The sequence below is a fragment of the Arthrobacter sp. PAMC25564 genome (genome assembly GCF_004798705.1).
GTDB lineage: Bacteria > Actinomycetota > Actinomycetes > Actinomycetales > Micrococcaceae > Arthrobacter.
The window spans coordinates 3,778,458-3,800,968 of sequence record NZ_CP039290.1; the positions used below are offsets into that span (position 1 = coordinate 3,778,458).

The 22,511-nt window shown below is 67.4% G+C and carries 19 protein-coding genes, 1 tRNA gene and 2 pseudogenes; 6 read left to right on the top strand and 16 right to left on the bottom strand.

What is annotated here, in order from left to right:
* Positions 1-53: 53 nt before the first annotated feature.
* A complete protein-coding gene (gene galK / locus E5206_RS17490; protein WP_136323596.1) occupies positions 54-1,208 on the top strand; it encodes a galactokinase in 1,155 nt (384 codons plus the stop codon).
* Positions 1,209-1,228: 20 nt separating this feature from the next.
* A complete protein-coding gene (locus E5206_RS17495) occupies positions 1,229-2,467 on the top strand; it encodes an acetyl-CoA C-acetyltransferase (protein ID WP_136323597.1) in 1,239 nt (412 codons plus the stop codon).
* Between the two features lie 28 nt (positions 2,468-2,495).
* On the opposite strand, the gene E5206_RS17500 is transcribed toward E5206_RS17495, so the two are convergent.
* Positions 2,496-3,437, bottom strand: coding sequence for a Bax inhibitor-1/YccA family protein (locus tag E5206_RS17500; RefSeq protein WP_136323598.1), 942 nt, complete (start codon positions 3,435-3,437; stop codon positions 2,496-2,498).
* Between the two features lie 367 nt (positions 3,438-3,804).
* Between E5206_RS17500 and E5206_RS17505 the strand changes: the two genes are divergently transcribed.
* From E5206_RS17505 to E5206_RS17520, 4 genes are read left to right on the top strand one after another with little or no spacing between them, the layout of a single operon-like run.
* Positions 3,805-5,088, top strand: a complete 1,284-nt coding sequence (locus E5206_RS17505) for a branched-chain amino acid ABC transporter permease (protein WP_136323599.1) — start codon at positions 3,805-3,807, stop codon at positions 5,086-5,088.
* 9 nt (positions 5,089-5,097) lie between these two features.
* Positions 5,098-6,066: a branched-chain amino acid ABC transporter permease gene (locus E5206_RS17510; protein WP_136323600.1), complete on the top strand. Its 969-nt coding sequence runs from the start codon at positions 5,098-5,100 to the stop codon at positions 6,064-6,066.
* Positions 6,063-7,085, top strand: a complete 1,023-nt coding sequence (locus tag E5206_RS17515; RefSeq protein ID WP_136323601.1) for an ABC transporter ATP-binding protein — start codon at positions 6,063-6,065, stop codon at positions 7,083-7,085. The genes E5206_RS17510 and E5206_RS17515 overlap by 4 nt, the downstream gene beginning before the upstream one ends.
* Positions 7,082-7,855: an ABC transporter ATP-binding protein gene (locus E5206_RS17520; protein ID WP_136323602.1), complete on the top strand. Its 774-nt coding sequence runs from the start codon at positions 7,082-7,084 to the stop codon at positions 7,853-7,855. Before E5206_RS17515 ends, E5206_RS17520 begins: the two co-directional genes overlap by 4 nt.
* Before the next feature lie 326 nt (positions 7,856-8,181).
* Here the strand turns inward: E5206_RS17520 and E5206_RS17525 are convergent, their stop codons facing one another.
* The 15 genes and pseudogenes from E5206_RS17525 to E5206_RS17590 all read right to left on the bottom strand — a co-directional run bounded on the left by E5206_RS17525 (position 8,182) and on the right by E5206_RS17590 (position 22,509).
* The gene (locus E5206_RS17525; protein WP_136323603.1) at positions 8,182-9,534 is read right to left on the bottom strand and encodes an ABC transporter substrate-binding protein; all 1,353 of its coding nucleotides are present in this window, start codon (positions 9,532-9,534) and stop codon (positions 8,182-8,184) included.
* Positions 9,535-9,744: 210 nt separating this feature from the next.
* A tRNA-Leu gene (locus E5206_RS17530) sits at positions 9,745-9,818 on the bottom strand.
* An 85-nt stretch (positions 9,819-9,903) separates the two neighbouring features.
* Positions 9,904-10,275: pseudogene (locus E5206_RS17535) on the bottom strand (ACT domain-containing protein); the annotation flags it as partial.
* 126 nt (positions 10,276-10,401) lie between these two features.
* Positions 10,402-11,871: an FAD-dependent oxidoreductase gene (locus tag E5206_RS17540; protein ID WP_136323605.1), complete on the bottom strand. Its 1,470-nt coding sequence runs from the start codon at positions 11,869-11,871 to the stop codon at positions 10,402-10,404.
* A gap of 38 nt (positions 11,872-11,909) precedes the next feature.
* Complete coding sequence (locus E5206_RS17545; RefSeq protein WP_136323606.1) at positions 11,910-13,298, bottom strand: S8 family serine peptidase; 1,389 nt, start codon at positions 13,296-13,298, stop codon at positions 11,910-11,912.
* 58 nt (positions 13,299-13,356) lie between these two features.
* On the bottom strand, positions 13,357-14,346 hold the full coding sequence (locus tag E5206_RS19685) for a Ppx/GppA family phosphatase (protein WP_240690207.1): 990 nt from the start codon (positions 14,344-14,346) through the stop codon (positions 13,357-13,359).
* A gap of 24 nt (positions 14,347-14,370) precedes the next feature.
* Positions 14,371-15,024: pseudogene (locus E5206_RS19690) on the bottom strand (DUF501 domain-containing protein); the annotation flags it as partial.
* Between the two features lie 94 nt (positions 15,025-15,118).
* On the bottom strand, positions 15,119-15,850 hold the full coding sequence (locus E5206_RS17555) for a septum formation initiator family protein (RefSeq protein WP_136323607.1): 732 nt from the start codon (positions 15,848-15,850) through the stop codon (positions 15,119-15,121).
* Positions 15,851-16,023: 173 nt separating this feature from the next.
* The gene (gene eno / locus E5206_RS17560; RefSeq protein ID WP_136323608.1) at positions 16,024-17,304 is read right to left on the bottom strand and encodes a phosphopyruvate hydratase; all 1,281 of its coding nucleotides are present in this window, start codon (positions 17,302-17,304) and stop codon (positions 16,024-16,026) included.
* Between the two features lie 136 nt (positions 17,305-17,440).
* Positions 17,441-18,037, bottom strand: a complete 597-nt coding sequence (locus tag E5206_RS17565) for a MazG nucleotide pyrophosphohydrolase domain-containing protein (RefSeq protein ID WP_136323609.1) — start codon at positions 18,035-18,037, stop codon at positions 17,441-17,443.
* Between the two features lie 124 nt (positions 18,038-18,161).
* Positions 18,162-19,325: an adenosine deaminase gene (locus E5206_RS17570; protein ID WP_136323610.1), complete on the bottom strand. Its 1,164-nt coding sequence runs from the start codon at positions 19,323-19,325 to the stop codon at positions 18,162-18,164.
* A 32-nt stretch (positions 19,326-19,357) separates the two neighbouring features.
* Positions 19,358-20,074, bottom strand: coding sequence for a DedA family protein (locus E5206_RS17575; RefSeq protein ID WP_136323611.1), 717 nt, complete (start codon positions 20,072-20,074; stop codon positions 19,358-19,360).
* Positions 20,075-20,140: 66 nt separating this feature from the next.
* Entirely contained in the window at positions 20,141-20,776 is a 636-nt protein-coding gene (locus E5206_RS17580) for a DedA family protein (protein WP_136323612.1), read from the bottom strand.
* 9 nt (positions 20,777-20,785) lie between these two features.
* Complete coding sequence (locus tag E5206_RS17585) at positions 20,786-22,108, bottom strand: thymidine phosphorylase (protein ID WP_136323613.1); 1,323 nt, start codon at positions 22,106-22,108, stop codon at positions 20,786-20,788.
* The gene (locus tag E5206_RS17590) at positions 22,105-22,509 is read right to left on the bottom strand and encodes a cytidine deaminase (protein ID WP_136323614.1); all 405 of its coding nucleotides are present in this window, start codon (positions 22,507-22,509) and stop codon (positions 22,105-22,107) included. The genes E5206_RS17585 and E5206_RS17590 overlap by 4 nt, the downstream gene beginning before the upstream one ends.
* Positions 22,510-22,511: the final 2 nt, after the last annotated feature.

Genomic DNA, 22,511 nt, shown 5'->3' on the forward strand with positions numbered 1-22,511 from the left:
CAGGGCGGCGGATAAGCTGGGGCATCCGTCACCCCCCAATGGGAAGGAACCGCATGATCCTGGGCACCAATGAACTTGCGTCCCGGTTCGAGGGCGTGTTTGGCGTGGCCCCCGACGGCGTCTGGCAGGCGCCCGGCCGCGTGAACCTGATCGGCGAGCATACGGACTACAACGAAGGTTTCGTGCTGCCCTTCGCCATCGACAGGACGGCCCGGGTGGCCGTCCGCCTCCGCCCTGATTCCACCCTCAGGATGCTGTCCACGTTCGGCAACCAGGGATTAACGACGGCGGATACGGGCGCCCTGGACCGCTCCACCGCGCGGGGCTGGACCAAGTATCCGCTGGGCGTCATCTGGGCGCTGCAGCAGCGGGGCCTTCCCATTCCCGGGCTGGACCTGCTGCTGGACTCCGATGTGCCCCGGGGCGCCGGGCTGGCCTCCTCGCATGCGATCCAATGCGCTGTGATCTCCGCCCTGAACACCCTCACCGCCGCCGGGCTGCGGGTTGAGGACATGGTCCTGGCCACCCAGCGGGCCGAGAATGAATTCGTCGGCGCCCCGACGGGCATCATGGACCAGTCCGCCTCGCTGCGGGCCACGCCGGGGCACGCCGTCTTCCTCGACTGCCGGGACCAGAGCGTCCGCCTGGTGCCGTTCGACGCCGAGGGCGCCGGTCTGGTCCTGCTGGTGATCGATACCAGGGTCTCGCATTCGCACGCCGAGGGCGGCTACGGCTCGCGGCGGGAATCCTGCGAACTCGGCGCCGAAGTGCTCGGCGTGAAGGCCCTGCGCGACGTCGGGATGGAGGACCTGGAAGAGGCCAGCGGGCTGCTGGACGCCGAGACATTCCGCAGGGTCCGCCACGTCGTCACGGAGAACGACCGCGTGCTGCGGACCGTCGGTCTGCTCGAGGCCGCCGGTCCGGAGGCGATCGGCCCGCTGCTCGATGCCTCCCACGCCTCGATGCGGGACGATTTCGAGATCTCCTGCGCCGAGCTGGACCTTGCGGTGGACGCCGCCCGCTCCGGCGGCGCGATCGGTGCCCGCATGACCGGAGGCGGCTTCGGCGGCTCGGCAATCGCGCTGGCCCCGGCGGGCGCCGAACCGCAGGTCCGGGCCGCCGTCGAACGCGCCTTCGCGCAGGCCGGCTACGCGGCGCCGGACATCTTCAGCGTGCGCCCCGCGGCCGGGGCCATGCGGCTGGCGTAGCCGGAGCGTAGGCTGGGCGCATGCCGGAAGCCGTCATAGTTTCTACTGCCAGAAGCCCCATCGGACGGGCCTTCAAAGGCTCGCTCAAGGACGAGCGGCCCGATGACCTCGCCGCGGCCATGGTGGCGGCCGCCCTTGCCAAGCTTCCGTCTTTCGACGCGCAGGCGGGCCCCGGCCAGGGCCTGGACGACCTGTACCTGGGCTGCGCGGAACCGAGCGGCGAGGCCGGCTCCAACATGGCCCGCGTGGTCACCATCCTGGCCGGACTGGACAACGTACCCGCCGCCACGATCAACCGCTTCTGCGCCTCGAGCCTGCAGACCCTCCGGATGGCGTTCCACGCCGTCAAGGCAGGGGAAGGGCAGGCCTTCCTAGCGGCGGGGGTGGAGTCAGTGTCGCGCTACCGGGACTGGGCCGGTGCCGGGGAAACCGACGCCGGCACCCACAACCCGCTCTTCGACGCAGCCGGGAAGCGCACCGCGGCCCGCGCGTCCTCGAACACCCCTTGGACCGACCCGCGGCTGGGCGCCCGGATGCCGGACGTGTACATCGCCATGGGCCAGACGGCGGAGAATGTCGCCACGAGCCACGGCATCAGCCGCGCGGAGCAGGACGCCTGGGCCGTGCTCAGCCAGAACCGGACCGAAGCCGCCATCGCTTCCGGGTTCTACGCCCGCGAAATCACGCCGTACCGGAGGAAGGACGGCACCGTCGTCGACCGGGACGATTCCCCGCGGGCAGCTGTGACGCTCGGGTCGGTCAGTACGCTGCAGCCGGTGTTCCGGGCCGAAGGCACCGTGACGGCAGGCAATGCCTGCCCGCTCAACGACGGCGCGGCCGCCGTCGTCGTCATGAGCGACGCGCGGGCCCGCGAACTGGGGCTGGACCCGCTGGCGCGGATCGTCTGCACCGCAGTCAGCGCGCTGTCCCCCGAACTGATGGGCATGGGGCCGGTCGAGGCCACCCGACGGGCGCTGCAACTAGCCGGGCTCAAGATCGGGGATATCGACCTCGTGGAGCTCAACGAGGCCTTCGCGGTCCAGGTCGTGGCGAGCGCACGGGAACTCGGCGTCGACCCGGAGAGGCTCAACGTCCACGGCGGGGCGATTGCGCTGGGGCACCCCTTCGGCATGACCGGCGCCCGGATGACCACGACCCTGCTGAACGGGCTCCGGGAACGGGACGGACACCTGGGCCTCGCCACGCTGTGCGTCGGCGGCGGCCAGGGCATGGCGGTCATCCTGGAGCGGCTCAGCTGACGCTCCGCAGACCAGGGTGGCGCCGGGGTTACTCGTCGCCGCGGAGGATTGCCAGCAGGCGGATGATCTCGACGTAGAGCCACACCAGGGTAACGGTGAGGCCGAAGGCCGCGGTCCAGGAAAAGCGCTGCGGGGCGCCGCTGCGGACGCCGGCTTCGATGCTGGTGAAGTCCATGATCAGCGAGAAGGCGGCCAGGCCGATCGCCAACAGGCCGATGAACACGCCCAGCGGGATACCGAAGATCTCGACGCTGGTGCGCAGGCCGAAGGGGGAATTTACGGCGCCGGTCCACATCATGACCATGTTGATGAGCGCAAAGACCGCGTAGCCGATCATGGCGATCATAAAGAACCGCATGACCTTCGGTGTCGCCCTCACCTTGCCGCTCTTGAACAGTACGAGGGTCACGGCGAAGACGGAGAGCGTACCGATGACGGCCTGCAGGCCGACTCCGGGGAACATCCCGTCCAGGACGCGGGTCAGTCCGCCGAGGAAGAGTCCCTCCAGGCCCGCATACGCCAGGATCAGCGCCGGTGAAGGCTGCTTCTTGAACGTGTTGACGAGGCCGAGGACAAAGCCGCCCAGCGCGCCGGCGAGCATCAGCATCATGGCCGGGCCCTGCGCCACCAGGAGTGTGACGGCCGCGCCGGCGATCAGCACGCCCAGGCACGCGGCAGTCTTGACGATCACATCGTCAAACGTCATGCGGCCCGTGTCGGCAGGACCGGCGGCGGGCCGGTTGTACATCTGCTGCAACTGCTCCTGGGTCATCCCCTGCCGGGCAGCGCTCCAGCCGCCCTGGGCGTCCATGACCTGGCCGGGCGCCCGGCCCGGCACCTGGCCGAACTGGCCCTGGCCGTAGGCGTTCTGGCCGTAGGAACCCTGTCCGTAGGCCTGTGGGGCAGGCGGTGCCTGGATGGCCCCACGGAAATTCTTTCCGTTAAAGATCGGGTTTCCGCCAAGTGCCATTGCTGGTGTCCTCCAAATAGGGGGTAAGTGATGATCCGGTGCGTGCTGACCGATAAAGCTCACGCTACCAATTCCCACGTCCGGCAGGTACGGATAGTTCCCACGGTTGTTATCCGATCGCGACGTTTTGCCTGCTCGCGACGGCATTCATTGGCCCCCGCGGGCTGTAACATGGGCCGCACAGGGTGATGGATGTCACAAGTCCTAAGCATCACATTGCACAGCACCACCGCACCGCCGTTCGTCCCCCTGACCGTTCGCAGCGGTTGCACAGGCGCAACCCACACCACCCCATGTGGAGGTTTTCAATTTGAGAAACACACCGAGAGGCCTGTCGCAGAGACGGCGCGGCAGACTGCTGAAAGTTGTGGGGGCTGTTTTTGCCACCGTCGCCGCGCTGTTGCTCATCGTCGCCCCGGCTTCGCAGGCCACGTCTCCCGCGCCAACACCATCCCCGTCGGCCACCCAGTTCACGGACACCATCAGCGGCTTTCTTCGCGGCGACGACCGCGCACCGCTCGCGGACGTGACCATCACCGCCACAAGCGGCGACTTCACGGGAACGGCCAAATCCGCAGCCAACGGTTCCTGGACCATCGGCGTCCCCACCCAGGGAACGTACGAGATCAAGCTGGATGAATCCACCCTTCCGCAGGGCATCAAGCTGGCCGAGGGCCAGGAGAACCCGCGCAAGGTCACCTTCAGCCAGACCTCCAACCTCTCGGTGATCTTCGCCTTCGGCAAGGGCATCGTCATACAGCAGCAGGACTTCGGCCAGAACCTGCTGAACCGGCTGGTGGCAGGCCTGAGCTTCGGCCTCCTGCTGGCACTTGCCTCCGTCGGCCTCTCGCTGATCTTCGGCACCACCGGCCTGACCAACTTCGCCCACGGCGAGATGGTCACCCTCGGTGCGGTCCTTGTCTTCGCGTTCAATGCCATGCACCTGCCGTTCTGGCTGGCCATCCTCCTCGCCCTGCTCGGCGGCGGTTTGTTCGGCTACGTCCAGGACGCCGGCCTGTGGAAGCCGCTGCGGCGCCGCGGCACGGGACTGGTCCCCATGATGATCGTCAGCATCGGCCTCGCACTGGCCGTCCGCTATGTGATCCAGTTCTACTTCGGCGGCGCCACCCAGCAACTGCCGTACGCCCAGAGCGCGGAAATCCAGATCGGCCCGGTCTCGATCTCGCCCAACAACCTCTGGTCGCTCGTCATCAGCGCGGTCGTCATCGCCCTGATCGGCATCGTCCTGCTGAAGACCCGGCTGGGGAAGGCCACCCGCGCGGTGGCCGACAACCCGGCGTTGGCTGCCGCCTCCGGCATCGACGTCGACTCCGTCATCCGGCTCGTCTGGGTCGTCGGCGGCATGCTGGCCTCCCTCGGGGGCATTCTTTGGGCGTACTACCGGCCCGGCGTCACCTTCGACATGGGCTCGCAGATCCTGCTGCTCATCTTCGCCGGCGTGACCCTGGGCGGCCTCGGCACGGTCTTCGGCGCCCTGATCGGATCCATCATCGTCGGCATCTTCGTGGAGCTGACCACCGTGTTCGGCCTTGCCGCCGACCTTAAATATGTGGGAGCGCTGTTCATCATGATTGTTGTCCTCCTGTTCCGGCCTCAGGGCATTCTGGGCCGTCGCGAGCGCGTGGGTTAGGGGACAGCCATGGACTTCGGATTCATTCTTTCCAGCGCTGCCGGTGAATTGTTCAGCCCGACGACGGCGGCGTACGCGCTCGCCGCGCTCGGCCTTGCGGTTCACTTCGGCTACTCGGGCCTGCTCAACTTCGGCCAGGCCGGCTTTATGGCGGTGGGCGCCTATGGCTTCGCCATCTCCACCCTGACCTTCAAGGTCCCGTTCTTCGTCGGCCTGCTCATCGCGGTGGTCTGCTCGGCGATCTTCGCCATGCTGCTGGGTATTCCGACCCTCCGGCTGAGGGCCGACTACCTGGCCATCGTCACGATCGCGGCGGCGGAAATCGTCCGATACATCGTTACAACGAACCAGCTGACCTCGGTGACCGGCTCGGCCAACGGCCTCGCCGCCTTCGAAGGCGACTTCTACGCGATGAACCCGTTCCCTGAAGGCAGCTATCTGGGCATGAACAACAGGGACTTCTTCATCCGCGTCGTCGGCTGGGCGGTCGTCGCAATCTGCTGCACCCTGGTCTGGCTGCTGATGCGCAGCCCCTGGGGCCGCGTCCTGAAGGGCATCCGCGAGGATGAGAACGCCGTCCGCTCGCTCGGCAAGAACGTGTACGCCTACAAGATGCAGGCGCTCATCATCGGTGGCATCCTCGGCGCCCTGGCGGGGATGATCTTCACGCTCCCCCGCGGCGCGGTCCAGCCGGCGAACTACGGCACCGAGCTGACCTTTTTCCTCTACACCTGCCTGCTGCTGGGCGGCCTCGGCACCGTGCTGGGGCCGGTCGTCGGCGCCATGATCTTCTGGGTCGTGCTCTCGCTCACCCAGGACATCCTCTACGGCCTGATCGAATCCGGCGCCGTCACCTGGCTGAACACCGTCCAGGCCGGGCAGCTTCGATACATCCTGGTGGGCGTCGCACTGATGCTGCTGATGATCTTCAGGCCCCAGGGTGTCTTCGGCAACAAGAAGGAGCTGGCGTTCGCATGAGCGAAGAGTCATCAGAAGAAACCATCAACTACATGACGGATACCCGCCCGATTGCCGCCGGCGAGACTGCGCCCGGCTGCAAGAAGCGCGATCCCATCGTGGTTGCCGAGAACGTCACGCGCACCTTTGGTGGCATCAACGCCGTCGACGTCGAATACCTCGAGATCCCGCGGCATAAGATCACGGCGCTGATCGGCCCGAACGGGGCCGGCAAGACAACCCTGTTCAACCTGCTCACGGGCTTCGATACGCCGAACACGGGCAAGTGGCAGTTCGAAGGCAGCAGCATTGCCGGCGTGTCCTCGTACAAGCTGGCCCGGATGGGCATGGTGCGCACCTTCCAGCTCACCAAGGTCATGGGCAAGCTCACCGTCATGGAAAACATGCGCCTGGGCGGGTCCCAGCAGCCCGGCGAACGGCTCTCGAAGGCCTTGTTCAAGGGTATGTGGGGCGGCCGGGAAAAGGAGATCACCGCCCAGGCAAATGTCCTGCTGGAGAAATTCAAGCTGGACGCGAAAAAGGACGACTACGCGGCCTCGCTCTCCGGCGGCCAGCGCAAGCTGCTGGAAATGGCCCGTTCCCTCATGGTCCGGCCCAAACTCGTCATGCTGGATGAGCCGATGGCCGGGGTCAACCCCGCACTGACGCAGTCCCTCCTGGACCACATCAAGAACCTCAAGGCCGAGGGCATGACCGTGCTGTTCGTCGAACATGACATGAACATGGTCCGCCACATCGCCGACTGGGTCGTCGTGATGGCCGAGGGCAAGATCGTGGCCGAGGGCCCGCCCGCCGAAGTCATGAAGAACCCGGCCGTGATCGACGCCTATCTGGGCGCACACCATGACGTGGATCTCGGCGACACCGAGGGCATCAAGGAACTCGCCGCCGAGCTTGAAGCCGACGAGGAGTCGATCGTGGGAACCGAGAATGCCGGCATCATCGCCGTCGACGTCCTGGACGCCGAACCGACCGACCAGGGCCCCGGGGCCGACCGCACAGGGAAGGACACAGAATGAGCGCCACCAGCGCGGCGCCCGCCGCGAAGCCCGGCTACGATGAGGATTCGGTCGTCAAGGTCACCGACCTCGTGGCCGGCTACCTTCCCGGCGTCAACATCCTCAACGGCTGCAGCATCGAGGCCCGCAAGGGCGAACTGATCGGCATCATCGGCCCCAACGGCGCCGGAAAGTCAACGCTGCTCAAGGCGATGTTCGGCCTGGTCAAGGTCCACTCGGGATCGGTCGTCGTCCGAGGCCAGGACATCACCGGTCTGAAGGCCAACAAACTCGTCAGCCGGGGTGTCGGCTTTGTCCCGCAGAACAACAACGTTTTCGCCACCCTGACCATCGAGGAAAACCTGCAGATGGGCATGTTCCAGCGGCCCAAGGATTTCTCCGAGCGGTTCGACTTCGTCACGAGCCTGTTCCCGGAACTCGGCAAGCGGCGCGCGCAGCGGGCCGGCTCCCTTTCCGGCGGTGAACGCCAGATGGTGGCCATGGGCCGGGCCCTGATGATGGATCCGGCCGTGCTGCTGCTCGACGAGCCTTCCGCAGGCCTCTCCCCCGTCAAACAGGATGAGACCTTCCTGCGGGTCCACGAGATCAACCGGGCCGGCGTCTCGGTGATCATGGTCGAGCAGAACGCACGGCGCTGCCTGCAGATCTGTGACCGCGGCTACGTCCTGGACCAGGGCAAGGACGCGTACACGGGCACCGGACGGGAGCTCATGAAGGACCCCAAGGTCATCCAGCTCTATCTGGGCACCCTGGCGGACGAGGTCGGGTAAGCCCTTCCAGGCAGTACCCGATAGGCGCCAAGGAGGGCCGTCACCAGCCGGTGGCGGCCCTCCTGCGTGCCCGGCGCAGCCCAAACGGCGTGATCCTCCTCCGGGCGCCTCCGCAGCCACTTGCTCGGCGCCTGCGCTCGTTCCTCCCCGGCGTCCCCTCCCCTCGCAAGCTCGGGCAGGGAACCCTGCCGCCGTGGGCCAGCAACAACGGCGCTTTCACAAGCGGCTGCCTCCGGCGCCTCAGCGCTCGTCTCACCTTCCCCGACGCGCAGAAGGCCCCCGTCCGGAGCGGACGGGGGCCTTCTGATATGCGACGAGGAGTCGGCTTACAGCTTGCCGAATTCTTCCTTGACGGGCTTGTAGGTGTTGTCATCCTGGTACTGGTAGATGCCGATGTAGGCTTCCGTCGGGTCACCGGCGTCGGAGAACGTTACGGGGCCGGACTGGCCGTCGTAGTCGATGTCCTTGCCGTTCCGGAGCAGCGTGACACAGGACGGGAAGTCGTTGCACTTCTCGCCGCCTTCGGAGACGTCCTTGAGGTGTGCCGCGATATCAACACCCTTTGTGCTCTTGGCTTCTTCGGCAGCCAGGGCAATGAGGTTCACTGCATCGTAGGACTCGCCTGCGTAGCTGTAATCCTTCAGCGCGGGATCGATGGCGAGGAGCTTCTTCTTGAAGTCATCCTTGGCGAACGTGCCCGGGATGGTGCCCTGCGCACCCTTCAGGGTGCCGGGCTGGAAGTCCTTGCTGTAGTCGGACATGTTGCCGTCCACCATGAAGATCTGGGTGGGCTTGACGCCCTTGCCCGTCATGAGCGGAACGATGCTCTTGGCCTGGTCAAAGGTGATCAGGGCAATGGCATCCGGCTTGGCCGCAAGGACCTTGTCCACCTGGCTGCTGAACTGGGAATCACCTTCGTTGAAGAGCTCCTGGGCAACAACCTTGCCGCCGGCTGCTTCAAAGGCTGCCTGCACGTTCTTTGCAAGCCCGGTCCCGTAGGCGTCGTTCAGGACGATCATGCCGACGGTCTGGGCCCCACAGGTGGCCATGTAGTTTCCGAGGACCTTGCCCTGGAGCACGTCCGAGGGCGCGGTGCGCCAGTAGAGGCCCTTGTCATCCCAGGTGGTGAAGTCCGGAGAGGTGTTGGCCGGCGAGAACTGGACGACCCCTGCCCCAGTGATCTGGTTGATCACGGTCTTGGACACGCCCGATGATGCGGCACCGATGATTGCGCTGACGCCCTGGCCAAGCAATGCCGTGGTGGACTGCGTGGCGATGTCCGTCTTCGTGTCACCGGAGTCGCGGTGGATGACCTCGACCGGCTTGCCAAGCACACCGCCCGCGTCGTTGACTTCCTTGATGCCGAGGTTGACGCCCGCGATTTCGGGCGGCCCGAGGAACGCCAGGGATCCGGTGGTCGGCAGCAGCGAGCCAATCTTGAGCGGGGTTGGTGTTGTCGTCGAGGAGGCCGGGACGGAGCCGCCGGCGCCGGCTGTGGCAGTGGTGGCGGCACTGGCGCTGGGGGCCGGGCAGGAGATGCCTGCGGCCTTGGCGGAAGCTGATCCTGTTGTTGACGTCGGCGTGGACGAACCGCCACAGGCCGTAGCCAGAAGGGCGACGCCGATGCTAAGCGCTGTGAGCTTAGCGATGCGCGGCGCCACCTGGGGGAGTGAAGTCATTTACAATCTCCTCGATCTAAAGGTGCGAACGGCCTTTGACGCGAAAGATCAGGTGTTCCTGATTTAGCTTCAAGCTAATGCATATTTAACGGGAACATAAGTGAGACGGGTCACATCCTTATAACACTCGTTGCATGGAAGGAATCTGGCCGTTGCAGAAGCGGACCGCAGGAGATGCACGGCCGGCGCAGGCGGCTACCCATCCGGCAGTGCCCCAGGTGGGACTCGAACCCACAACACGCGGATTTTAAGTCCGCTGCCTCTGCCAATTGGGCTACTGGGGCGCCCGGTCCATGGTATCCCCTCAGGCCCGCCCTTCGACTACACCGACGGTTGCCGCTGCCCGCCGGCCTCTGCGGACAGCCGGTGCAGGATCTCCAGGGCCCGGTCCATCTCCGCCACGGGCACCAGCAGGTGGTCATGGTGGAATCCGGCGAGCACATTGCAGCTGATTTTCGCCTCGGTCAGGGCGGCGCTGACGGCAGCGGTCAGGCCCACGGCCTCCAGGGATGAGTGCACCTCGAGCGTGATCCAGGCCGCGACAAAGTCGTACGCGAGCCCCATGCGGTCCGCTTCCGCCCGCGGCAACACGACAGTCAGCCCCTCGGCCTCGCGCACGGCAGCAGCGATGTCCCCTGCCAGCGGCCTGCCGTGCGGCCACAGCGCGTAGACGAACTCGCCGTCGCGGAGCACGGGATGCATCCGCGCCAACAGCGTGCGGAGGTCCTTTTCACCGGTCATGCTGCCAGTGTAGGCCGGCGGCTGCCCGACGGCTCCCGGCCGCGGCTGCGATCGACACGGCGGGGTTAACGACGACGGCGGCCGCTCCCCCGCGAGGGAACGGCCGCCGTCGAATGCTGCTGCAGGCTACTTGGAGTCGGCCGGGACAGCTTCCTTGGATTCGGTCCTGGCAGGCTCTGCCGCGGGCTTCTCAGCAACGGGAGCGGGAGCGGCAGCGGCCGGCTTGGGCGCCGGCGTCGCCGCCGCCACGAAGGCGGCACGCGGGTGGTCCAGATCCATGAGCTGCGTGGTGTCGCGGCCCAGGACCAGGCCCCAGAACCAGCCTGCGATGACGCGGATCTTGCGCTCCACCGTCGGCATGGCCAGGCCGTGGTAGCCACGGTGGGCCAGCCAGGCAAGGGGACCCTTGAGGCCGATGCGGCCCACGAGGTTGATGTTGGCTACACCCTTCCATTCGCCGAAGCCGGCGACGGCGCCCAGGTTCTTGTGCTTGTAGTCCTTGAGCGGCTTGTCCCAGCGGGAGGCCCACAGGTTCTTGGCGAGGCGCTTGGCCTGGCGCAGGGCGTGCTGGGCGTTCGGGACGCAGGTGCCGTCCGGCAGGCCACTGCCCGTGAGGTCCGGCACGGCCGCAACGTCTCCGGCGGCCCAGGCGTTCTCGACGATGCCGTCATCGCCGGAGACGCGAAGGTCCGGCAGCACGCGGACACGGCCGCGGGGATCGATCGGGAAGTCGGTGGAACGGACCATCGGGTTGGCCTGCACACCGGCGGTCCAGACCAGGGTGTCCGCCTGGAACTCCTGCGCCGGGCTCTTGTCCGGGAGGTTGATGAGCTTCAGCGAGCCCTCGGCGCTGTCCAGTGACGTGTTGAGCAGCACCTCGATGCCGCGGCTGCGAAGGTGCTCCACAACCCAGACGGCCTGCTTCTCGGTGACCTCGGGCATGATCCGGCCCATGGCCTCGACCAGGACGAAGCGGACTTCCTCCTGCTTGACGCGCGGGTTGTTCCTGACCGCGGCGCGGGCGAGGTCTTCCATTTCAGTGATGCACTCGATGCCGGCAAAGCCGCCGCCGACGACGACGAAGGTCAGGGCGCGGGCACGCTCGGCCGGGTCCGTGATGAGTGAGCCGGTTTCGATGCGTTCGAGGACCTTGTTGCGCAGCGCAACGGCTTCCTCGATCGTCTTCAGGCCGATGCCCTTGTCCGCGAGGCCCTTGATCGGGAACGTGCGGGTGATCGCACCTGCGGAGACCACGACGTCGAAGTACGGGACCTCGAAATTGTCGCCGCCGTCGGCCGGAGCCACCACGGCGGTGCGGTTTGCGTGGTCGATCGAGGTGACCCGGCCCTGGATCAGTTCGGTCTGCTTCAGGTGCTGACGGTGGGAGACGACGGCGTGGCGCGCCTCGATGTTGCCGCCTGCGACTTCCGGCAGGAAGGGCTGGTAGGTCATGTAAGGCAGGGGATCAACGACGGTGACGATGCCACCGGCATTCGCGATCTTGTTCTGCAGTTTGAGGGCTACGTACAGGCCGACGTACCCGCCGCCGACGACGAGTACCCTGGGACGGTCCTGGAGCTGAGGGGTGGATGCCATGCGTCAAGAATACATTAGTTTGTGAAAAACTTCACTAACTATGGTTGGCCCCCGGAATCCACCGGATCCAGGACCCCTGCCTCCGGGTCGGCGGACCCGGCTCCGGGCGTTCGCGTGGCGCGGCGCAGTTGGAATGCCGCCGCTCCGACGATGCCCACGAACAATCCCCCGAAGCCCAGGACCACCAGGGCCGGGACAGCGCTGTCGAGCTGCGACGGCGGCTCCGCGACCGGCACCGTGGCGTCTGGAAGCGTCGGGGCGGCGCTGGAGGGCGTCGGAATGGCCGCCGCCGGCGTCGTCGCGAGGTTCCCCCGCCGGTGGACACGGATCCAGTCCGAAATCGAGCCCAGCGGATTGACCTTGGTCTCCGGAACATCGGCTTTCAGGGCCGCCTCGGCGTTGAGCACGCCGAAGCCGTACAACGGATCCTTCCCCGGCGCTCCGGCGTCCTTGGCGGTGCTGACGATCCTGTTGATGACCTGGCTGGCTGACATGTCGGGCCACTTGGAACGGATCAGCGCGGCGACGCCGGCAACGATGGGAGTGGCTCCGGAGGTCCCCGCCCATTCGGCGTAGCCGCCGGCGGGCATGCCCCCGATCAGGTTCTCGGCGGGAGCCGCGACGCCGATGCTGATGCCCTGGGATGATGAGTCGATGCTGGCGGCACCCTTGCGGTCCAGCCCGGCCACCGTCAGCACCCCGGGGATGGTGGCCGGCGCACCGACCTGCACATTGCCGCCCACACGGTTGCCCGCGGCGGCCACGATCACGACGTCCTTTTGTTCCGCGTAGAGGAATGCCGCGTCCCAGCTCTGCGGCCACTCGGGTGAGGTGCTGCCGAGGGAGATGTTGATCACCCGGGCGCCGTTGTCGACGGCCCACCGGACGGCCTCCGGGATCTGGTCCTGGTCACTCTTGCCGCCGGGGTTGGCCGATCCGAGCCAGGTGGAGACAGAGAGCAGTTGAGCCTCCGGGGCGACCCCCACGATCCCGTCCGGGCCGGCGGCTGAGCCCTGGTCCGGACTGGGGCTGGCCGTGGCTCCCGCCGGCTGGTGGCCGCGCCCGGCGAGCATGGTCGCCACGAGCGTGCCGTGCTCGGGTTTCGCGCCGATGCTCTTCTGGCCGTCCGGGTCGCCGGCACCGGAAACGTCGGTTCCGCCGATCAGTGCACCTTTCAGGTCCGGGTGCTTCCCGTCCACGCCGCTGTCGATCACGGCGACCCTGACGTTGGCACCCTTGGAGACTTCCCAGGCCTTGGTGATGCCGGACTCGGCCAGCCAGTATTCCTTGTCGCGCCAGGAATCGGCCTGGGCGGCCGGCGCAGCCAAGAAGGCACCGGTCAGCGCTGCTGTGAGAACACCGCCGGCAAGGGCCACGGCCATCAACGCGGAGGCGGTCCGGCGGGGCCTGGCTGTTGCTCTGCTCATTCGGGTCCTATCGGCGGTACAGCTGGTGGTGCTGCAGTTCGCGGTGGCGCTGCGCAGTTCAGCTGATGCTGAGGGCGATTCCGTCAAGAATATCGTGCTCGCTGCTGACCGCCGTGGTGATCCGGCCCTCGGTGACGTCCGCCAGGCGTGCCAGGATGCGCCGCCAGACAAGCGCCCCTGCTCCGATCACGTCCACCCGGCCGGGGTGCATGTAGGGCAGTGCGGCGCGCTCCGCCCGGGACATCGCCAGCAGTTCCGTGCAGGCCGCCACCACGGCCGCCAGGGACAGCTCGGCGCCGTGGATCGCCGCCGGAGAGTACTCCGGCAGGCGAAGCGCGTGGGCCGTGATGGTGGTGACGGAGCCCGCGACGCCGACGATGGCGGTGGCGCGTCCCAGCGGAACGAGCAGAGCCGCCTCGCTGATCGCGGCGTCGACGTCGGCCTCCGCCGCGGCGATCTGTTCCGCTGTCGGCGGGTCGCTGCGCAGGTGGCGTTCGGTCATCCGGACGCAGCCGACGTCCACGCTCTTCGCGGCGATGACGCCGTCGGCGTTTCCCAGCACGAACTCCGTACTGCCCCCGCCCAGGTCCACCACGAGCACCGGGTCCGCGCCGCGGGAAGGCAGCACGCTGCTGGCGCCGGCGAAGGACAGCGCGGCCTCCTCGTCCCCGGTGATGACTTCCGGCTCCACGCCGAGGAGCCCGCGGATCCCGTCGACAAAGACCTGGCGGTTGCTGGCGTCCCGCGTGGCGGAGGTCGCCACGAAACGCACCTTCCCGGCACCGTGGTGCCGGATCAGGTCGGCGTAATCCTTCGCGGCCGCAAAAGTGCGGTCCAGGGCCTCCTGGGCCAGTTCACCGGTGGCGTCCACGCCCTGGCCCAGCCGGACCACACGCATTTCGCGCACAACGTCGCTCAGCCGGGGCGCGCCGCCGTCCGTTTCGTCTGCTGTGTTCACATCTGCTGTGTTCACATCTGCTGTTTTCACATCTGCGATGAGGAGGCGGATGGAGTTGGTGCCGCAGTCGATGGCGGCGACGCGGCTCACCGGCCGGACGCTGTCCCGGCTGCCTTCGGTGCGCGCCTTGCGGACCGGTGCGGGACGCCCGACGATCTCCGGCAGGCCCTGCGGTCCGTGGCGGCTGAGGTCCCGTGAGGGGGCCTCCCCGCCGGTGTCCCACGCGCCGCCGCAGTAGCAGCGGTCCCTGGTCCACCAGTCGCTGATGGCGGCGATGGCCTCGTCACCGAGCGGGTTGACGCCGGGTCCCGCCGCGAGGGAATGGCCCACCAGGACATGCAGGCACTTGACGCGGGTCGGCATTCCACCGGCGGAGATGCCGTCGATCTCAGGCACGCTCCCGATGCCGGCCCTGGCGCCGATCTCGGCGCGCGAGGCGAGATAGGCCTCGTGCGCGGCCCGGTAGTCCGCGGCCAAAGCCTCGTCGGCGCCTAGCCGTTCGTTCATCTCATTCATCAGGCCTGCGGCCTCCAGCCGGGAAACCGCGGAGGTAATGACCGGGTGCGTCAGGTAAAAGGTGGTGGGGAACGGCGTGCCGTTGCTGAGCCGGGGCGAGGTTGCCGCGACGAGGGGGTTGCCGCATACGCACCGGGCCGGAATTTCGACGACGTCGCGGACCGGGCGTCCCAGTTGGCGGCTCAGGACGTCGAGGTCCTCCGGTGACGGACCGCGGGATTCCTCCGGTGTGCTTGCCGGGTTCTCTGCCACTGGGGTCTGGGCCCCTGGGTTCTCGTCCACTGGCGCGGCACCTTCCTGCCCGGTAAAGGTTGTCCGTCGGACAATCCGGCGGCGGGCGCCGCTTCTAGTCTGTTGCCGACCGCCTGATGGATTGCCAGAGGGCGTCCACCCATGGCAGGTCGGCCGGGTCTTGTGCTGTTCCTTCACCGGCCGCGCCACCGGATTGTCCGGCAGGAAGCTCGCTGCCGAATACCCAGTAGCCCGTCTCACCGGGCATAACCATGTTAATGCGGTCGCGGGCCTGCTGCTTCACGTAGTTCGGATCCTGCCAGCGCGACACCTGGCGTTTGAGATCCGTCTGCTTCGCCTGCTGGGCCGCGATATCCGCCTGAAGCCCGGCGATTTCGGCGCGCTTGTCGACGAAGATCTTCACAGTGGGTGCCAGCATGATGGTGATGGCAATCATGACGACTCCAAGGGCCAGCATCCGGCCCGAGAACGCCTTGGCCGGGACCGGATCGAGGGATTCCCCTGGCTCGTCAACGGCGGGCTTCCCCGCGGACTTCCGTTTCGGGGAGGACTGCCCGGTGCCTGGCCGGGCCGGATCCTTGCCCGCACCAGGGGCCCCGGCCGCCGGTTTTCCGGCCGCCGGGCGTGATGACGCCGGGACGCCCGTCGACGGCTTGCCTGCCGCGGCGCCTGTTCCGGAGCCTGTTCCGGAGCCCACTCCAGCGCTACGGAAGCCGCCGAAATCAGCCTGGATGACGTCCCCGCCGTCGCCTGCCCCCAGGCCTGCGGCCGGGGACTCGGGGGCCGCAGGCGTGGCCCGGGGAACCTTGGGACGGCGGGTGGCCATGTGACTCCTGTAATGCCCGGTCCTTGCCGGGCTGGCTTGCTGCTCTTATGCTGACGCCCGTGGCCTGGACCGGCGGCACCACGTGTGGTCAATCCACCTTGAGCGGTGCCACAGCAGAAACCGGTGGCCATGGTCTTTCAACCATAGCCACCGGTTACCGGGTTTTACTGCTTCTAGCCCTTGAAACGCGGGAAGGCGCTGCGGCCGGCGTAGCGCGCGGCGTCGTCGAGTTCCTCTTCGATGCGCAGCAGCTGGTTGTACTTGGCGACGCGCTCGGAGCGGGCCGGGGCGCCGGTCTTGATCTGGCCCGCGTTGGTGGCAACCGCGATGTCGGCGATCGTGGTGTCCTCGGTCTCGCCGGAGCGGTGCGAGGTGATGGTCGTGTAACCCGCGCGCTGGGCGAGGGAAACGGCGTCCAGGGTCTCGGTCAGGGAACCGATCTGGTTGACCTTGACCAGCAGCGAGTTGGCGGTCTTCGTCTCGATGCCGGTCTGCAGGCGCTCGGGGTTCGTGACGAACAGGTCATCGCCCACGATCTGCACCTTGTCGCCGATGGCGTCCGTGAGGGTCTTCCAACCCTCCCAGTCATTCTCATCCAGCGGATCCTCGATGGATACCAGCGGGTAGTCGGCAACGAGTTCGGCGTAGTATGCGCTCATCTCGGTCGCGCTGAGGGCCTTGCCTTCGAACTGGTAGGCGCCGTCCTTGAAGAACTCGGAGGAGGCGACATCCAGGGCCAGGGCGACGTCCGTGCCCGGGGTGTATCCGGCCTTCTTGATGGCTTCCAGGATGAGGTCCAGGGCTGCGCGGTTGGACGGCAGGTTCGGCGCGAAGCCGCCCTCGTCGCCGAGGCCGGTGGACAGGCCCTTTTCCTGCAGCACGGATTTGAGGGCGTGGTAGACCTCGACACCCCAGCGCAGGCCTTCGGAGAAGGTTTCGGCGCCGAGCGGGACAACCATGAATTCCTGGATGTCGACGTCGGAGTCGGCGTGCGAGCCACCGTTGAGGATGTTCATCAGCGGGACGGGCAGGACGTGCGCGTTCGGGCCGCCCAGGTACTTGTACAGCGGCAGGTCGGCGGAGGCCGCCGCTGCGTTGGCGACGGCCAGGGACACGCCCAGGATGGCGTTGGCGCCGAGCTTGCTCTTGTTGGCAGTGCCGTCCAGGTCGATCATGGACTGGTCGATGCTGCGCTGGTCCGTGGCGTCGAAGCCGATCAGGGCCGGGGCGATCTGGTCGATGACGGCGTCGACGGCCTTCTGGACGCCCTTGCCGAGGTAACGGCCCTTGTCGCCGTCGCGGAGTTCAACGGCCTCGTGCTCGCCGGTGGAAGCTCCGGAGGGAACTGCCGCGCGGCCAATCTGGCCGTCGGAGAGCAGGACTTCAACTTCTACGGTGGGATTGCCACGGGAATCGAGGATCTCGCGGGCGTGGATGGCATCGATAAGCGCCATGGATGTGCTCCTTTGGGTGAAGCGATCGGCTGGGAATCTGACAGCTGGGAATCTAGCGGAAAAACTCGACGTCCTAGTCCCTACCAGCGTAGTCGAGGGCAGCGAAGGTTACGGAAACCTATCCACTGATCGGACGTCATGATGCTGTGTTGTGGCTGGCTGTGTTGTGGTCCTGGAAGCGGCGGGCTGCCCCGCGGAGGGCCCGCTCGGCGTCGAGCCCCTGGGCGCGGGCGGCGGCCACGATGCCGAACAGCAGCTCCCCGAGCTGTTCCTCGGTGGCCGGGAGTCCGACGGCAGGGGCGCCAGCGGCCGCCGGCAGGCCGGCCCGTTCGGCCCGGTCCAGGAGCTTCTGTGCCCGGGCCAGGGCCGGAAGCGCGGCAGGAACTCCCTCGAAGACGTGGCCGCGTTCCGGTTTCTCCGCTTTCTTGACGGCATCCCAGGTCAGGACGATCTCCTCCACCGTTGCCGGGAAGGAATCCTGCAGCGCGCCGTCCGGGCGGAAGACGTGCGGATTGCGGCGGATCATCTTGGCGGCAAGGCCGCGGGCGACGTCGTCGAGGTCAAAGGCACCGCGCTCCTCGGCCAGCCGGGCATGGAGGACCACCTGGAGCAGCACGTCCCCCAGCTCGGACTTCAAGTCGGCGTCGCCGCCGGCCGTCTCGATGGTTTCGGCCACCTCGTAGGCCTCCTCGAGGAGGTACTCCACGAGGGACTCATGGGTGAGGGCACCCATCCAGGGGCAGTGCTCGCGCAGGGCGGTAATGATCCCCCGCAGCGCCCCGACCTCGCAAGCTCGGTCGGGGACCCCTGCAGCGGTGGGCCCACAAGGCGGCGCCTGGACGGGTGAAGTGTCCTCGTTAGCCAAGGTCGGCGTAAGCCTCGTTGATGTATTCGACGAGGGCTTCCTTCTCTTCGAGCGGCAGGAATGCGGCTTCGGCCGCGTTCAGCGTCAGCTCCAGCAGATCGTCGAGATCGTAGTCGAAGGTCTCCATGAGGAGTTCGAACTCGTCCGTCAGGGTCACGCCGCTCATCAGCCGGTTGTCCGTGTTGATGGTGACGTTGAAGCCGAGCTGGAAGAGCATGTCCAGCGGGTGGCTTTCGATTCCCTCGCCGAAGCCGGCAATGGCGCCGGTCTGCAGGTTCGAGGACGGGCAGATTTCCAGTGCGATGCCGCGGTCGCGGACCCAGCCCGCAAGCTCGCCGAGGGTGACCATGCCGATGTTGTCATTGACTTCGTCGCCGGAGCCGGCGTCACCGGTTTCATCGTCGTCGTCGAATTCAACCGTGATATCTTCGGCGATCCGCACGCCGTGGCCCAGGCGCAGGGCCCGGCCGTCGACGAGCGCGGACTGGATGCTGTCCAGGCCGGCGGCCTCGCCCGCGTGGACGGTGGCCGGGAAGTTGTGCTGGGCAAGGTAGGTGAAGGCGTCCTTGAAGCGGGAGGGCAGGAAGCCGTCCTCGGCTCCGGCGATGTCGAAGCCGACGGCGCCGTTGTGGCGGTGGCGGACGGCCAGTTCGGCAATCTCCTGGCCGCGGTCCGCGTGGCGCATGGCCGTGATGAGCTGGCCCACCTGGATCTCGCGGCCGGTTTCTGCGACGGCGTCCACGCCGGCTTCCAGCCCGGCCTGCACTGCCTCGACGGCGTCGTCCAGGCTCAGGCCCTGCTGCAGGTGCTGTTCGGGGGCCCAGCGCACTTCGCCGTAGACGACGCCGTCGTCCGCCAGGTCCTCAACGAACTCCTTGGCGACGCGGAACAGGCCTTCCCTGGTCTGCATCACGGCAATGGTGTGGTCGAAGGTCTCGAGGTAACGCACCAGCGAGCCGGAGTCGGCGGATTCCCGGAACCACTCCCCCAGCGCGACGGGGTCCGTCGAGGGCAGCGTGTGGCCTGCGGCCTGCGCCAGTTCAATGATGGTGGCCGGACGCAGTCCGCCGTCCAGATGGTCGTGAAGGGAAACCTTGGGGAGGCCCTTCAGGTCGAAGTCGAGGTCAGGGGCAGCGTCAGGAATAGTCTCAGTCACGTTCCAACCTTAGGGTCGCAAGGGCCCGGACGCTACTTTCTGCCGGCCTCGGCCTCTGCAGTTGGGCCCGGGAGTACCGCACCGGGTCCCGGGGAGGCCGCCAGCGAAGGTTCCCCGACAGGGGCAGCGGGATGCCTGTCGTTTCGGCCAAGGCGTTTGTGCCACCAGCGCAGCAGGTGGTCGATAAGGACACCGAGAACGATCGCGAACACCACGGCAATCCCAGCGCTGAGCAGCGGATTATGGTGCAGCCACGGGAAGGAACTGGCCAGGACGCCGATCCCGATCGAGTAGCCGACCCAGGTGAGGCACGCGAAGGCGTCCAGGAAGAAGAATCTCCGGTGCGGAAACGCCGTCGTGCCCGCCACGTAGTTGACGGCGACGCGGCCCCAGGGGATATACCGGGCGGTGAAGATCAACACGGCGCCGCGCTTCTCGAGTTCGTAGTGTGCCCAGGCGAAGACCTTTTGTACCTTCGGCTTACGCATCCAGCGGAACCGCTCGAGACCAATCTTCCGGCCGAGCAGGTATGCCATGTTGTCGCCGGCTATGGCTCCGACGAGCGCCGTGAGGCCGAGGATCCAGAGGTTGGGCTGGCCGCTGTGCAGGGAATATGCCGCCAGGGCAACAATGAGGGTCTCGCTGGGGACCACCATCGCGAAGCCGTCGAGGAAGAAGAAGCCCAGCAGCGTCGGATAGATCCACCATTGTCCCGCGGCGTGAAGAATAGCCTCATTGATGAATTCCACGCGGGCTTTGCTCCTAGGAAGTTAAGGAAAATCGATCTTCAGTGTCCCACGGCGGGGAGGGATCCGCTACGTTCCCCGGCGGAAATCCGGGCGGTCCGCCTCCTCCGGAATCCTGCCCCGCAGCCTGCTGATGCCGAGGTCCACGCCGATGCCCAGGATGATCGCGCAGATGATGGCGATAATCGCACCGAGCAGGTGGTTGTCCTCGAACCACTGCCCGAAGAACATTCCGACCGCCACCGAGTATCCCGCCCACAGGATTCCGGACAGGACCGTCAGGCCCACGAACCTGGACCGGCGGTAGCCGGTGGCACCGGACGTCAGGTTCACGGCCACCCGGCCGATCGGGACGAAGCGGGCCACCAGAATCAGGGACGCGGGCCGCTTCCGCAGTTCCCGTCCGGCCCAGAAGAAGGCCTTTTGCATGCGCGGCCCGCGCATCCACGCCCAGCGGCGCGTTCCGGCACCCCGGCCGACCAGATAGGCGATGTTGTCGCCCAGGAAGGCGCCGGCGGCCGCGGTGACGACCAGGAACACAGGGTTCGGGACCTCCGCCGTCGCCGCGACGGCGGCCAGCCCGACCACCACCGATTCGCTGGGGATGGGCGGGAAGAAGCCGTCAATGACGCAGCAGGCGAAGACGAGGAACAGGACCCAGGGCTGCGCCGCGGCGGCCAGGATGAAGTCGTTGATGGCCTGCATGGTTCGGGCTCAGGCGATGCGGTCGATGATGAGCTGCCGGGCCGGGCGGGAGCCTTCCGGGGCAATCACGACGGCGTGTTCGAGGGCTTCCCGGGCCCGGGTGAACTTCTCCGGCGTGTCCGTCAGGAGCGTCATCAGCGGCTCGCCGGCCCGCACCAGCGCGCCCGGCTTGGCGTGCATCCGCACCCCGGCCCCGGCCTGGACCGTGTCTTCCTTGCGGGCGCGGCCGGCGCCGAGGCGCCAGGCGGCGACGCCGACGGCCAGGGCGTCGAGCTGGACCAGCACGCCGTCGGCCGGCGCGTAGATGACCTCGGACTCCCTGGCCACCGGCAGTTTGGCGCGGGGGTCCCCGCCCTGCGCGGCGATCATGCGGTTCCAGACGTCCATGGCCCGGCCGTCCTTCAGCGCGGCCCGGGGGTCGGCATCATGGACGCCGGCGCACGCCAGCATCTCCTGCGCCAGCCGGACCGTGAGTTCGACGACGTCTTCCGGCCCGCCGCCGGCGAGCACCTCGACGGATTCTTCGACCTCGATCGCGTTGCCCGCGGTGAGGCCCAGCGGCGTGTCCATGTTGGTCAGCAGCGCCACGGTGTTGACGCCGGCGTCCTTGCCGAGGGCCACCATGGTTTCGGCCAGCTCCCGGGCCCGGGCCTCGTCCTTCATGAAGGCGCCGCTGCCCACCTTGACGTCCAGCACCAGCGAGCCGGTGCCTTCGGCGATCTTCTTGCTCATGATCGAGGAGGCGATCAGCGGGATGGCTTCGACGGTTCCGGTGACGTCCCGGAGGGCGTAGAGCTTCTTGTCGGCGGGGGCCAGCCCGGCGCCCGCGGCGCAGATGACCGCACCGACGTCCTGGAGCTGGGCCAGCATTTCCTCGTTGCTCAGCGCGGCGCGCCAGCCGGGAATCGATTCGAGCTTGTCCAGGGTGCCGCCGGTGTGCCCGAGGCCGCGGCCGGACAGCTGCGGCACCGCTACCCCGAAGACCGCAACGAGGGGCGCCAGCGGGAGCGTGATCTTGTCCCCCACGCCGCCGGTGGAGTGCTTGTCGGACGTGGGTTTCACGCCGCCGTCGGGCCGCCGCAGGCTGGAGAAGTCCATCCGTTCGCCGGAGGCGATCATCGCCGCGGTCCAGCGTGAGATCTCGGCGCGGTCCATGCCGTTGAGCAGGATTGCCATGTTCAGGGCGGCCATCTGCTCGTCGGCGATGGCGCCGCGGGTGTAGGCGTCGATGGTCCAGTCAATCTGCGCGGGGCTCAGTACGCCTTTGTCCCGCTTGATCCGGATGATGTCGACGGCGTCGAACGCTTCAGCCGTGTTTGGGGTTTGTGTCACCGGGGTTCCTCCAGATGTTCGGGGCCAAAGGCATCGGGCAGCACCTGGTCCATGGTCTTGATGCCCTGTGTGGTCATGAGCTCCATCTCCGGAGCCCGGAATTCGTACAGCAGTTGCCGGCACCGTCCGCACGGCATCAGGACGCTGCCGCCGGCGTCGACGCAATAGAAGGCGCGCAACCGGCCGCCTCCGGTCATCTGGAGGTTGCCCACCAGGATGCATTCGGCGCAGAGCGTCAGCCCGTAGCTGGCGTTTTCCACGTTGCAGCCGCTCACGATCCGGCCGTCCGCGGTGAGGGCGGCCGCCCCGACCGGGAACTTCGAGTACGGTGCGTAGGCGTTTTTCATGGCCAGGGTGGCCGCGGCCTCGAGGGCCGCCCAGTCGACGACATCGGGCGCCATGC

Excerpts from the sequence above, each read along its gene's own strand:
- galK (WP_136323596.1), top strand. The coding sequence starts at position 54 with ATGATCCTGGGCACCAATGAACTTGCGTCCCGGTTCGAGGGCGTGTTT.
- E5206_RS17495 (WP_136323597.1), top strand. The coding sequence starts at position 1,229 with ATGCCGGAAGCCGTCATAGTTTCTACTGCCAGAAGCCCCATCGGACGG.
- E5206_RS17500 (WP_136323598.1), bottom strand. The coding sequence starts at position 3,437 with ATGGCACTTGGCGGAAACCCGATCTTTAACGGAAAGAATTTCCGTGGG.
- E5206_RS17510 (WP_136323600.1), top strand. The coding sequence starts at position 5,098 with ATGGACTTCGGATTCATTCTTTCCAGCGCTGCCGGTGAATTGTTCAGC.
- E5206_RS17515 (WP_136323601.1), top strand. The coding sequence starts at position 6,063 with ATGAGCGAAGAGTCATCAGAAGAAACCATCAACTACATGACGGATACC.
- E5206_RS17520 (WP_136323602.1), top strand. The coding sequence starts at position 7,082 with ATGAGCGCCACCAGCGCGGCGCCCGCCGCGAAGCCCGGCTACGATGAG.
- E5206_RS17525 (WP_136323603.1), bottom strand. The coding sequence starts at position 9,534 with ATGACTTCACTCCCCCAGGTGGCGCCGCGCATCGCTAAGCTCACAGCG.
- E5206_RS17540 (WP_136323605.1), bottom strand. The coding sequence starts at position 11,871 with ATGGCATCCACCCCTCAGCTCCAGGACCGTCCCAGGGTACTCGTCGTC.
- E5206_RS17545 (WP_136323606.1), bottom strand. The coding sequence starts at position 13,298 with ATGAGCAGAGCAACAGCCAGGCCCCGCCGGACCGCCTCCGCGTTGATG.
- E5206_RS17555 (WP_136323607.1), bottom strand. The coding sequence starts at position 15,850 with ATGGCCACCCGCCGTCCCAAGGTTCCCCGGGCCACGCCTGCGGCCCCC.
- eno (WP_136323608.1), bottom strand. The coding sequence starts at position 17,304 with ATGGCGCTTATCGATGCCATCCACGCCCGCGAGATCCTCGATTCCCGT.
- E5206_RS17565 (WP_136323609.1), bottom strand. The coding sequence starts at position 18,037 with ATGGGTGCCCTCACCCATGAGTCCCTCGTGGAGTACCTCCTCGAGGAG.
- E5206_RS17580 (WP_136323612.1), bottom strand. The coding sequence starts at position 20,776 with ATGCAGGCCATCAACGACTTCATCCTGGCCGCCGCGGCGCAGCCCTGG.
- E5206_RS17590 (WP_136323614.1), bottom strand. The coding sequence starts at position 22,509 with ATGGCGCCCGATGTCGTCGACTGGGCGGCCCTCGAGGCCGCGGCCACC.